The following is an 11,793-nucleotide window of genomic DNA, read 5'->3' on the forward strand; positions in this document are numbered from 1 at the left end:
CGGTGCTCAGGGAACGGCGTCGCGGCTGGACGCACGGTGGGTCACGGAGCCGCGGGCGCGCACCGGGCCGACACGGCCCTGGATGTTCAACGTGAGGACCGGCACACGTTGTTTACAAACAACTTCGCGGCCAGCACTTCCCGAAAGGCCACTCATAGGGGAGTATCTACCCAACGTCATCCGAATGAATGACGTTGCTCGTAGGGGGGAGAAAGATCGGGCATGGACATGAATGACTTACTCGCCGACATCGACCACCGCGGTTACACCACGCCGCGAATGGTTGCCGTCCGTCTCGCCGGCCATCCGGTGACCTACGGCGTGTTGGCAGAGCGGTTGTCGGAATTCGGCGCACAGGCGGATTCGTCCGCCGTGCTGTACACGGCCCTGATGTCGTTGCTGCCGTATGACCTGAGGACTGCCACGCCCGTAGAGGATCTACGCGTCGTCGGTGACGCGATAGCGTGGCTGGGTCGCCACGTGGAGGTTGGGTCCGGAGCCGGTCTGCATGATATGCCGCGTCTGAGAATCGCGGGCTGAGCATCTGTCTGCTCGGTGACCGATCCGCACCGGGGGACGGTGTAGCTCGTCCGGATGGGTGGTCGCGTGTGATTGGCGCCGCTCGTAGGTGCCACGCTAGTGTGAACCAGCGGTGAATGCGGGTAGCATCACTGACCCTGACCCTACGGAGAAAAGCAGCCGACGATGACCAACCCATTCGATGACGAGAACGGCGAGTTCTACGTGCTGGTCAACGACGAGAACCAGCACTCACTGTGGCCCACTTTCGCCGACGTGCCGGCGGGGTGGAAGCAGGTCTTCGGCCCTGGTAGCAGACAGGACGCCATCGACTACGTGAACGAGAACTGGACCGATCTGCGTCCCGCCAGCCTGATCAAGGCGATGGAAGAGGATCAAGCGACCGGTTAGTCCGGCACCGAATACAGCCGAATGAGGCCCGTGTCCGCATGCGGACACGGGCCTCATTCGGCTGTGGGTCCCGCGTCACTCGCCAACCCGGCCAACGACGTCACCGTCACCATCTCGGCCGGAACTGCACGATGGAAAGTCACTGCAGGTCGCGCTCGATCATGGGCCAGGTCCTGCGCACATCGTCCTGCCAGTAACCCCACGAATGGGTTCCGGTCGGTCGAAGGATCGTGGTGGTGGGGACGCCCAGCTCGCGGAGGCGTTGGGCCATCTGCCTGGTGCAGGTGTCCACCGCGGCCTCGACCACCCCACCGATCACCGCTTGGTCTCCGAGACGGATCGCGTTGCCGTTGATCAATTCGTCGTCGAGCCGATCATGGGCGCCGGGGCGTCCGGTGCCGGTCGTCATGTACACCTTTGTGTTCCCCAGCTTGTGTGCGTTCAGATACGGATCGTTCGCCCGCCATCCGGCACGGTCGAACGGACCCCACATGTTTCGCGCATCGGCACCGCCCCGACCCTCGACGACGATCCGGACATAACGTTGGCCCAACGGGTCGCTGGTACGTGCACAGCCGCTGTAGGCGCCGATGGCCCGATACAACCCCGGCGCAGCGATCGCGAGATTGAACACGGACGTCCCCGACATCGATATCCCGGCAGCAGCGTTGTTACCGGTGGTGTCGAACTCGTCGTCGATGAGCGGCGGGAGTTCCTTCGTGAGGAACGTCTGCCACTTGGCGACGCCGAGTTTCGGGTCCGTGTGGATCCAGTCGGTGTAGTACGAATGCTCGCCCTCGAGAGGTGTGACGACGAAGACCTTGCGGTCGGCGAAGTACGCGTTGTACGCGGCGCGGGCGCGCGAGGTCGGTGAGTCCTCGCCGGCTGCGCCGTTCAGGAGATAGAGCGTAGGGCTGGGACTCGAGGTGTCTCGTGGCGTGCGCACCGAGACCGTGATGGCGCGCTTCATCGATGCCGAGTACACATGCAGCTTGGTCTGCCGGGGGTCATCGACATCGACCACCCGGGAGACGACCGAGGAGCTCCCGATGGGCGCGGCCTCGGCGTACACCGGGGCAGCCACGCACGAAATGGCCAGTGCCAGTAGCGCCATGGCTCCGACAGCACTTTGTCTGATTTTCTCCAAACCTCCGCTTCTCACTCATCCGAAGGAACAGCCGACCTGGATCACACATGCGAGATACCGCGAAGAGCGTGGAGTACGCGTCGCCAGACCCCTCGTGGCTCGATACGACTGCACCCCCGTAAACGCCGGGGATTCGTGCTCACCACGGCGCAGATGCACCGCAGACGCCGAGGGGCGCAGTCACGCTGGAGTGTACGGACCGCTACCTGGATGTGCTCGACCTGCGCTTGTGCAGTCACACATCTAGCGTGGATTTGTCGTGCAACTCGACTCGAACGCGGTGCGACGCGACGTCCCGGCGAGCGGCCGACCTGTCGTCGTGGCGGTCGTGTGTCTCAGAGGGAGGAGATGAGAACGACGAGCAACAGGATCGGGCCGCCGACGATCACGCTCCCGGCGCCGGTCACGATGCCCGTGATCGCGCGACCGGTGCCCTTGCGCTCCGCGGGGGCGCGTCGAACCTGCCTGACGCCGACCGCGCCGGCGACGACGGCGATCAGTCCGAGGATCGCGCCCAGCCCCAGCAGGAGGGTCAGGGGTATGGAGATCAGCCCGGTGGTCAGCGCCAGCGAGGCTGCCGGTGCGACGGAACGGCAGCCGACGGGCCGGGTCAGGTACGGTGCCGAGCGCACCGGAAAGGTCCGCGCGGGCAGCGGCATAGCGGCAAGGGGTGCCCGTCCGGCGTTCTCCAGGTCCCAGAAGTCGCCCACCGGTGGTAGTGCGGCATGCTCTCGTGCCGGCAGCCGGCCCGCGTCGCGCGTCACCATCCGCGGTGACGATTCTGCCGCGGGCTCGACCTTGGTCGGCAGCTTCGGCGACGCGGGTACCGCAACGTGCAGGTCGACCCGCGTGCCGGTCGGTTCGGCCGCAGCCGGCAACTCGGTGTCGTCGAGATCGTTGACGAGCGGCCACCGCGCGTGCCGCTGGGTCACCGGCGGAGCGAACGGTTGGGTGGGTTGATCGGTACGCACGTACACCTCCTCGCCGCCCGGCTCCGGGTCGGAACCGCACCCGTCCGAGTGTAGGCGAGGAGGCGACGTACGCCGTGGGTCTAGTTGCCCTCTTGCTGGCCGCTGCCCATGCTGATCAGCTGCTGAATGGCGTCACCACTGAGCTTCCAGTCGCCGTCGACCTTGACGAAGCCGAGCTGGATGTCAACCGGCGTCGAGGAATGCGGGCTCTTCACCGCGACGGTCGCGGTGGCCTTGTCGCCGTCCTCGGTGACCTCCTTCACGGAGAACGCGTCGGGGGTGTATCCCGCGGCGGAGGCGCCCTTGGCGAAAGCCATCGCGGCCGGTTTGGTGGCCGGGTTGGTGACGTCGATGACCTGGTCGAGCTCCTCGGAGGAAGTGTTCGGGTCGATGGCCTGGCGCAGGGTTTCCTGTGCGTCGTCATTGCTGAGCCCGGTGACCTCGTCGACCGCGTCGCTGGCGGCGGTCTCGACCTGGCTCGCCGCGGACTCGACGGCGGTGGACACCGCGCTCGTCGCCTCGTCGACGGTGTCGGTGGACTCCGAACAACCGGTGGCGACGAACAAAGCGGCCCCGGCGAGGGTGACGGCAGCGACGGACTTCCGGATCTTCATGCGACTCTCCTCGATGCAGTTGTCTATCCGCGGCGCTTCTCCGCAGTGAGCCAACACTAACTCACCGGCCACCGGAATTAATCGGACCGCGGTCCGGTTATGCTCGATGTAACCATCACAAGGAGGCGCGACATGCAGTTCGGACTCTTCAGCGTCAGTGACATCACCACCGACCCGACCACGGGCACGACGCCCACAGAACACGAGCGGATCAAGGCGATCGTGCAGATCGCCAAGAAGGCCGAGGACATCGGGCTCGACGTGTTCGCGCTCGGTGAGCACCACAACGAGCCCTTCTTCTCGTCGTCGCCCACCACGACCCTGGCCTACATCGCGGCCCAGACCGAGCGCCTGCAACTGAGTACCGCGACCACGCTGATCACGACCAACGACCCGGTCAAGATCGCCGAGGACTTCGCGATGCTGCAGCATCTGGCGGACGGGCGTGTCGACCTGATGCTCGGGCGCGGCAACACCGGTCCGGTCTATCCGTGGTTCGGCCAGGACATCCGCCAGGGGATCCCGCTGGCGATCGAGAACTACCACCTCCTGCATAGGTTGTGGACCGAGCATGTGGTGGATTGGGAAGGACAGTTCCGGACCCCGCTGACGTCCTTCACCTCGACGCCGCGCCCGCTCGACGGCGTGGCACCGTTCGTCTGGCACGGTTCGATCCGCAGTCCCGAGATCGCCGAGCAGGCGGCCTACTACGGGGACGGGTTCTTCGCGAACAACATCTTCTGGCCCAACGAGCACTTCCAGCGGCTGATCAACTTCTACCGCGAACGGTACGAGCACTACGGCCACGGCAAGGCCCACCAGGCCGTTGTCGGGCTCGGCGGACAGTTCTTCATCCGGCCGAAGTCGCAGGACGCGGTGCGCGAGTTCCGCCCGTACTTCGACAACGCGCCGGTGTACGGACACGGTCCGTCGCTCGAGGACTTCACCTCGCAGACGCCGCTGACCGTCGGCAGCCCGGCCGAGTTCGTCGACAAGACGCTGACCTTCCGGGAGACCTTCGGCGACTACCAGCGTCAGCTGTTCCTCGTCGATCATGCGGGACTGCCGCTCAAGACCGTGCTGGAGCAGCTCGACCTGCTGGGCGAGGTGCTACCGGACCTGCGCGCCGGGTTCGCGGAGGGACGTCCCGACGACGTTCCCGACGCGCCGACGCACGCCTCGCTCGTCGCCGCCCGCCAGGAAGCCGATCAGGATGTGGAGGTGTCCTCGTGACCGCCCTGCGGATCGTCGCGGTGAACGCCGGTCTCTCCGAACCGTCGTCGACGCGACTGCTCGTCGACCGGATGGTCGCCGCCGTCACCGAAGGACTCGGGGCGGGCCGCGCGGACGTCGAGATCGTCGACCTGCGTGACCTCGCCGCCGACCTGGGACAGGCGATGACGGTCGGCTTCGCCTCGGGCCGGGCACGCGCGGCACTCGACGCGGTCGAGGGGGCCGATGCCCTGATCGTGGCGACCCCGATCTTCAACGCGTCGTACAGCGGACTGTTCAAGATGTTCTTCGATCTCGTCGACATCGACGCCATGTCGGGCAAACCGGTGCTGATCGGGGCGACCGGCGGCAGCCAGCGCCACTCGATGGTGCTCGACCACGCGCTGCGACCGTTGTTCGCCTACCTACGTGCCGTCGTCCTGCCGACCGGCGTCTACGCCGCGTCGGCGGACTGGGCGGGCGCCGGTGGGGACACCGCATCGTTGAACGACCGGATCGGCCGTGCCGCAGCCGAACTCGTCTCGCTCCTCGGACCGAGGGGTGGCACGGGGCCGGGGAATGCCGCCGACGGGGAACCGCCGCGCGCGGCCGTGGCCGACGGCAGGCAGCAGGCGGTCGAGGCCGCGGGGATCGCGAACTTCGCGAGGTTACTCGGAACGGCGTGACGCGTTCTCACTCGGGGGCGGCGCGCCCCGGGGTGTTGGCCCGGGCGCGCAGCCGTGAGTGCGGCAGCGGCGGCGCGGGCAGGTGCTGCGTCGAACCGACGTAACCCTGCACCTGCCCGAAGCGTTCGCTGCGCGCCTCCCACTGGTCCCGGAAGCCGACGATGTCGTCGTGTGTGCGCCCGATGAAGTTCCACCACATGACGATGTCCTCCGCCAGCGGTGCGCCGCCGAGGAAGATCACCCGGGCGTCGGTCTCGGCGACGTTGGTGAGCGTGATCCGCTTTGCGCCCAAGCCGATGTAGCCCAGCTCGGTGCGGGCCAGCGGTGCGGCGTCGGCGCCGGCGACCTCGACGGTGCCGGTGTCGACGAGAACGCCGTGTTCGTGTTCGGGGTCGACGTCGATGTCGATGGCGGCGCCGGGTGCGAAGTCGAGCTGGGCGCCGGTCAGCGGCGTGAACGTGTGCACCGGCGAGCGGGTGCCGAACAGTTCGCCGAGAAAGACCCTGGCGGTGACCCCGCCGAGGTCGAGAGCATCGGGCCGGTGGTGTGCGAAGTCGCGTGCGGTGTCGGCGTTCTCGGCCGGCAACGCGACCCACAGCTGCACCCCGTGCAGGGTGGTGGTGTCGAGTGTCGAGACCTCGGTGTGCGCGATGCCGTGCCCGGCGGTCATGAGGTTGATCTCGCCGGGGCGGACCATCGCGTGGTTGCCCATCGTGTCGCGGTGCTCGACCTCGCCGGTGAACAGCCAGCTGACCGTCTGGAGTCCGGTGTGCGGGTGTGGTGGCACGTCCATCCCGCCGCTGCTCGCGACGTCATCGGGGCCGTAGTGGTCGATGAAGCACCAGGCTCCGATCAGCGAACGTGACCGCTGCGGGAGGGTCCGGTGCACCGTCATCGCGCGTGGGCCGCCGAGCGGTACGTCGCGCGCGGTCAGGACGTCCATGTGGAGGAGGCCCGAACCTGCGGCGACGCCGGCATCGGCATGGCACTCGACCTCGACCGGGTCCGTCTCGAGATTGCTCATGGAACCATTGTCCGCGACCGCGGCACGGACGTCCGCGAACCCGGCGGAGATCGCGGTCAGACCAGCGTGGGGTTCTCGAAACGCATCGTGATCCGATCGACCGAGCTCGACATCAGGGCGTGCCGCCCCAACTGCAGGGATCGGAGTTCGTCGGCGATGGGGTGGTCGCCGAGGGTCAGGCGCGCGCCGCCGATGCGGGTGCGGGTCCCGGTGGTCGAGGTGAGCCGCCACGGTGTCATCCGCGTGATCCCGTCCAGCTGCGAATAGGCGTGCAACACGGTGTCGGCGGTGGAGTCCGGGACCTTGAGCCCCGGCTTCACACTCAGGTCGGCGACGAGTGCGCCGTCGGACACGAGGCGGCCGCGTCTGGTGGCGGAGGAGTGATCGACCTCGAACTCGGCGAGTGTCTTCGGGAATCCCCAGATGCCGCGCCCGGCGGCCAGGGTGAAGTCGCCGTCGACGGGGAGCCGGTGCACCAGCGCACGCGCGTCCCCCTTCAGCAGGGAGCGCAATGCCCGGATCGGTGAGGCGGGTGGGGTGGTCGGATCCTCGACGAGGAAGCACACGCCGAACTCGTTGTACGGTCCGAGGTCGCCGTCGACGTAGTCGACGAACACGAGCATGCACATGGTGCGACCCGGTCGGATGCGCAACGGGCGAAGCGTCCCGGGCTGTGCCGATTCGGCGTCGATGGCCCGTGCCACGGCCCGGGTGTCGGCGGTGAAACCGGCGACGAAGCACCGTGCGTGCCGGATCTCGACCGGCATGGTCACCGGGGTGCCGAGTACATCGTGCGTCGAAGGTGCGCTCACCTGTTCTGCTCCTGCGTGTCGGGTCGGGTCTGGTCGGGGGGGGGCTGGTCGGTTTGTCGCCGGCTGGCGCCGGCACGATCACCCTTTTTAGAACATGTTCTAGTCTTGCATGCCTTCGCTCCCGGCGGGACCCATCCGGGTGGTGTCCCCAAGAATGTGGACACGCCAGCTGTCAGATCGGGACCAGTTGATGCAGTTTCGCGCTCCGACGGGTGATATGTCCGACTCGGCACGTAGCTTTGGTCGAGGTTTCAGTAACGTGAAGCTGAGTAAAGGCTGAGAGTCTCGCATGTGCCTCGTGGGGGTGTTGGTGAACGACGAGCAGACGACCTTGATCGACGAGGATTCGTCGGAGGGTCATGCAGCGATCCGGGTTGGAATGGTCGACGACCATCGGTCCCCGATCTGGGGAATCGAACGAGTGTTGGACCCAGTTTCGGACATCTCGTTGGTCTGCTCGGCGACGACGGTTGCCGGCGTGCTCAGTGTCATGCAGCTCGACGTGGTCCTGCTGGACCTCCGTCTCGACGACGGAACCACGCCTCGCGAGAACGTCAACGCATTGTCGGCGGCCGGAGTGGCCACCGTCGTGTACACCTCTGGAGAGCATCCGGCGCTGTTGAGATCGGCGGCGCGCGCCGGAGCGCTCGGCGTGGTGCTCAAGTCGGCGGACGAGTCGGTCATCATCGACGCCATCCGGGCGGCCGCCGACGGCCGGGCGGTCCTCACCACAGAATGGGCTGCCGCCATAGACGGCGACCCCGAACTGGCGACTGTCGACCTGTCGCCTCAGTTGCAGAAAGTGTTGGCGCTGTACGCGTCCGGCGAGACGTCGGCCCGAGTCGGGGCTGCTCTCGGGGTCTCCGCGGAGACGGTCAACGAGTACCTCAAGCGAATTCGCCAGAAATATGCGGACGCCGGGCGGCCGACGCGCACCAAGGTGGATCTCTTCAAGCGTGCCGTCGAAGACGGATGGCTCCCGGTGCCGCAGCGGTACCGGCACGAGGGACGGTCAACACCTGACGGGGCCTGGGGGCGAACGAAACATGGCTGACGGCATGGCAGCGGGAGTCGAGTCCCCATTTCTGGGTCTACCGACAGTTACTACGCCGTCTTAACGTTGGAACAGATTGATTTGGGGCGTCGGGGACACACGAGATAGCGCCGGTCTGAACAGGGGATGGGAACAATGACGGTCACTTCAGATATCTTCCGAGCCAGGACGGCGGCCGCACCGCGGCACGGAGTCGTGCCACGGCAACGTTCCAAGCCGGTTGATTACCTGGTTCCCGTCGAGCGCTCAGCGGCAGTGACACGTCCGAGTCTGTCGGACCGGGAGGTCGAGGTTCTGCTCGCCTGGCTAGCCGCCGAGTCCAAAGAAGATGCCGCCGCACGACTCTTCATCTCGGCGTCCACGGTGAGCACGCACCTTGCGCGCATCCGGGCGAAGTACACCGCGGTCGGGCGAAGTGCGCCGACGAAAACCCACCTTTTCGCGCGAGCACTCCAGGACGGTTACACCGGTCTCGACCAGTGGTGAGGCCTGGCCCTCGAATACTGAGCGCTCAGCGCAGGTCGCGTTCGATACGCGGCCAGGTCTGGTACAGGTCGTCCTGCCAGTAACCCCATGAGTGGGTGCCGGTCGGGCGGAAGTTCACCTGGACCGGGAGGTCGAGCGCACGCATACGCTCGACCATCTGGCGCGTGCAGATGTCGATGGCGACCTCGATCCCGCCGCCCACGATCGCCTGGTTCGCCAGCGTGAAACCGTCGCCCGCGATACTCGGGTCGGTCAGCTGCTCGTGGACACCCGGTGCTCCCGTCCCGGTCGTCATGTAGACCTTGCTGCCGCGCAGTTTCGCCGCGTTCAGGTACGGATCGTTGGCTCGCCAGCCGGGACCGTCGAGCGGGCCCCACATGTTGGTCATGTCTGCCTGACCGCGGTCCTCGACGACCAATCGGATGTACTGCTGGCCGGCCGGGTCGCTGGTCCGAGCGCACCCGCTGAAGGCGGCGACGGATCGGTACAACCCGGGGGCGGCGATGGCGAGGTTGAGCACCGATGTCCCCGCCATCGAGATCCCCGCGATCGCGTTGACGCCGGTGGTGTCGAATTCGTCGCTGACGAGGGGCGGCAGTTCTTTCGTGAGGAAGGTCTGCCATTTGTTGCGCCCGAGAGCGGGATCGTCGCGCTGCCAGTCGGTGTAGTACGAGTAGGCGCCACCGATCGGGGTGACGACGTAGGCGTGCCGGTCGGCGAAGTACCGCTTGTAGGTGGTCCGTGCGTCCCAGGTCGCGGAGTCCTCCCCGCCACCGGCGCCGTTGAGTAGGTACAGGGTGGGTGCCGGCCGGGTCCGATCCCGTGGCGTGAGCACCGTGACCGGGACCGTGCGGTTCATCGAGGCGGAGTGGACGAGCAGCGTCACCTGCTGCGGGTCATCGGTGTAGGAGTCGACGACGCGGGAACCGTCGGGGGACGACGGGGTGGCGGCCGCCGGCGCCCCGGGAGCGGTCGCGAGGCCCGCGATGACCGCACCCACCGTCAGCAACCCGGCGAGGACTCGCCACCCGCCGAGATGTCGCTGCCGCTGTTCCCGACGACCGATTCCGTTCACATCGCACCTACTCGTTCTCGAGATCCCGTCGGATCGGACGCGCCGACGTGCCGGCCCCACAGTCTATGGATCGCCCGCACACAGAAGAACGATACGAGCGGAGATCGCCAGGGCTGTCACCCGAAGGATCGAATTCTCGCCGGCCTAGAGGGCGACCTGGGCGAGGATCGGTGTCGTCGGCTGCGGCGAACCGCCGGCCGGTTCGATGGTGACCGCGAGCACGCTCGACCCGCGCACGTCGTCCACCACCACCGGGGCGGTGTCGTCTCCGGGGATCAGCCCGGCCGGCACCGGCTGCGGTGCACCGCCCACCAGCCACAACTGATACGTGCTGTCGGCCGGGATGGGCGTGCGCAGGTCCCGCAGGAGCGCGACCGCCTGGTCGGCCGATTCGGACGTCACCACCGCGATGGTGCCCCGGTCGTCGGCCAATGGCGCGACGCTCACGGACGCGTCCGCGGCCGTGAGTACCCCGAGCACCTCACGCTGGGAGTCGCTGAGCGCCGTCGACGAGGTGGACGACTCGGGGGCGGTGGTGCGACCGATGAGCACGCCTGCCCCCAGCGCCACGGCCACGGTCACCGCCGCGGCCGCCAGGATCGCCGTTGCGCGTGCCGGGCGCCGCGCGGTTCCACCCGATCGATGCTGTCCGTGGCGCGAGTCGCGGGGCCGCAATTCGACCGGCGGCGGCGGCGGCGTGAGGTCGCTCTCGCCGGATCGGCCCGTTCCCGCGGGTGCGACCGGCGGGACGGGATCGACCGCGGCGGCCGGGTTCTGCGGGCCCGGATCGATGCCCGAGGGTACGTAGGCCTCCGGGGTCAGCGCCGCACCCTCGAAGACGTGCTGCAGCACCCGGTCCCGGAGTTCGGGCGGTGCGTCGAGCGCATAGGTCGTCGCGAAACCCGCCATGGCCGCCTGGATGTCGGCGATCTGGGCGTCGTGTTCCGCCCGCTCGTGGGGTGGAAGTGCGGCGAGTTCTGACTCGACGCGTCTGGTCTCGTCGGGGGTCAGCGCGCCGACGGCGAACAATTCGACGTGGTCGTCGAGCCAGGTGGCCCCGCGGTCCCCGGTCGTATCGGATGTGGTCATTGTGGGATCAGGCGTCCTCGTGCGTCCTCAGGCAGGTTCTCAACCGACGCAGGCCATCTCGAATCCGAGATTTGATGGTGGGCAAGGGGGTATCGGTGTGCCGGGCGACCTCGGGATAGGTCAGGCCCCCGAAATACGACATCTCGATGCAGCTCCGTTGCAGTTCCGTGAGCGTGCCGAGACATGTTCGTAGCGTACGCGCCTCGTCGGTCTGCACAACGACCTCGAGCGGTATGTTCCGCGGTGTCTCCACCGAGACCGCGCCGTACTGCGACATGCGCTGTTGCTGCAGCTCCTCGGATCGGACGCGGTCGACGGCCCGCCGGTGGGCGATGGTCATCATCCATGTGATGACCGAACCGCGCCCGGGCTGGTACTCGCCGGCCTTCTGCCAGTACTGCAGGTACGCCTCCTGGACGATCTCCTCCGCGTACTGACGGTCCCGCACGACGCGGAACGCGAGTCCGTAGATCCGTGAACTCGTGCGGTCGTACAGCGTGGAGAACGCGGTCCGATCGCCTGTCGCGGCTGCGGCCAGCAACTCCCGCAGCATCTGTGCTTCGCCCCCGCGTCCGTGGTGCGCGTCGGTGGCCGCGCTGCCATCGTCCGGTGTCACGGTTCCACGGTAACGAAGACGTAGGGATTTCTCGGGTGATCGTCGATCCCGGGGCTACCGATCGCGAATCCATGGAT

The 11,793-nt window shown here is 67.3% G+C and carries 14 protein-coding genes; 6 read left to right on the top strand and 8 right to left on the bottom strand.

Annotated features, from left to right (window positions below; translation table 11 throughout):
* Positions 1-222 precede the first annotated feature (222 nt).
* Positions 223-540, top strand: coding sequence for a hypothetical protein (locus KB201_RS03265; RefSeq protein WP_211538339.1), 318 nt, complete (start codon positions 223-225; stop codon positions 538-540).
* Positions 541-705: 165 nt separating this feature from the next.
* Complete coding sequence (locus KB201_RS03270; protein WP_211538340.1) at positions 706-930, top strand: MbtH family protein; 225 nt, start codon at positions 706-708, stop codon at positions 928-930.
* A gap of 139 nt (positions 931-1,069) precedes the next feature.
* Here the strand turns inward: KB201_RS03270 and KB201_RS03275 are convergent, their stop codons facing one another.
* The 3 genes from KB201_RS03275 to KB201_RS03285 all read right to left on the bottom strand — a co-directional run bounded on the left by KB201_RS03275 (position 1,070) and on the right by KB201_RS03285 (position 3,662).
* Positions 1,070-2,044 carry an alpha/beta hydrolase family protein gene (locus KB201_RS03275; protein WP_211538341.1) on the bottom strand — a complete coding sequence of 325 codons (975 nt, stop codon included), beginning with the start codon at positions 2,042-2,044 and terminating at the stop codon, positions 1,070-1,072.
* A 368-nt stretch (positions 2,045-2,412) separates the two neighbouring features.
* On the bottom strand, positions 2,413-3,048 hold the full coding sequence (locus tag KB201_RS03280; RefSeq protein WP_211538342.1) for a DUF4190 domain-containing protein: 636 nt from the start codon (positions 3,046-3,048) through the stop codon (positions 2,413-2,415).
* 80 nt (positions 3,049-3,128) lie between these two features.
* The gene (locus KB201_RS03285) at positions 3,129-3,662 is read right to left on the bottom strand and encodes a DUF4878 domain-containing protein (protein ID WP_006360231.1); all 534 of its coding nucleotides are present in this window, start codon (positions 3,660-3,662) and stop codon (positions 3,129-3,131) included.
* Between the two features lie 132 nt (positions 3,663-3,794).
* Between KB201_RS03285 and KB201_RS03290 the strand changes: the two genes are divergently transcribed.
* Together KB201_RS03290 and KB201_RS03295 are read left to right on the top strand one after the other, a co-directional pair.
* Positions 3,795-4,895: an LLM class flavin-dependent oxidoreductase gene (locus KB201_RS03290; protein WP_211538343.1), complete on the top strand. Its 1,101-nt coding sequence runs from the start codon at positions 3,795-3,797 to the stop codon at positions 4,893-4,895.
* Positions 4,892-5,560, top strand: coding sequence for a CE1759 family FMN reductase (locus KB201_RS03295; protein WP_211538344.1), 669 nt, complete (start codon positions 4,892-4,894; stop codon positions 5,558-5,560). The genes KB201_RS03290 and KB201_RS03295 overlap by 4 nt, the downstream gene beginning before the upstream one ends.
* A gap of 7 nt (positions 5,561-5,567) precedes the next feature.
* Here the strand turns inward: KB201_RS03295 and KB201_RS03300 are convergent, their stop codons facing one another.
* Entirely contained in the window at positions 5,568-6,584 is a 1,017-nt protein-coding gene (locus tag KB201_RS03300) for a pirin family protein (protein ID WP_211538345.1), read from the bottom strand.
* A gap of 56 nt (positions 6,585-6,640) precedes the next feature.
* Positions 6,641-7,396, bottom strand: a complete 756-nt coding sequence (locus KB201_RS03305) for an acetoacetate decarboxylase family protein (RefSeq protein ID WP_058252004.1) — start codon at positions 7,394-7,396, stop codon at positions 6,641-6,643.
* A 379-nt stretch (positions 7,397-7,775) separates the two neighbouring features.
* Between KB201_RS03305 and KB201_RS03310 the strand changes: the two genes are divergently transcribed.
* Both KB201_RS03310 and KB201_RS03315 read left to right on the top strand, forming a co-directional pair.
* Complete coding sequence (locus tag KB201_RS03310) at positions 7,776-8,450, top strand: LuxR C-terminal-related transcriptional regulator (RefSeq protein ID WP_065631886.1); 675 nt, start codon at positions 7,776-7,778, stop codon at positions 8,448-8,450.
* A 135-nt stretch (positions 8,451-8,585) separates the two neighbouring features.
* Positions 8,586-8,936 carry a response regulator transcription factor gene (locus KB201_RS03315; protein ID WP_374100826.1) on the top strand — a complete coding sequence of 117 codons (351 nt, stop codon included), beginning with the start codon at positions 8,586-8,588 and terminating at the stop codon, positions 8,934-8,936.
* A gap of 25 nt (positions 8,937-8,961) precedes the next feature.
* Here KB201_RS03315 and KB201_RS03320 read toward each other — a convergent pair whose 3' ends face one another.
* The 3 genes from KB201_RS03320 to sigK form a co-directional block, all read right to left on the bottom strand.
* Positions 8,962-10,011: an alpha/beta hydrolase gene (locus KB201_RS03320; protein ID WP_374193877.1), complete on the bottom strand. Its 1,050-nt coding sequence runs from the start codon at positions 10,009-10,011 to the stop codon at positions 8,962-8,964.
* Positions 10,012-10,155: 144 nt separating this feature from the next.
* A complete protein-coding gene (locus tag KB201_RS03325) occupies positions 10,156-11,100 on the bottom strand; it encodes an anti-sigma factor (protein WP_211538346.1) in 945 nt (314 codons plus the stop codon).
* A 7-nt stretch (positions 11,101-11,107) separates the two neighbouring features.
* Entirely contained in the window at positions 11,108-11,716 is a 609-nt protein-coding gene (gene sigK / locus KB201_RS03330) for an ECF RNA polymerase sigma factor SigK (protein ID WP_058252002.1), read from the bottom strand.
* Between the last annotated feature and the right edge of the window lie 77 nt (positions 11,717-11,793).

It is taken from the genome of Gordonia sp. SCSIO 19800, assembly GCF_018132775.1.
GTDB lineage: Bacteria > Actinomycetota > Actinomycetes > Mycobacteriales > Mycobacteriaceae > Gordonia > Gordonia hongkongensis.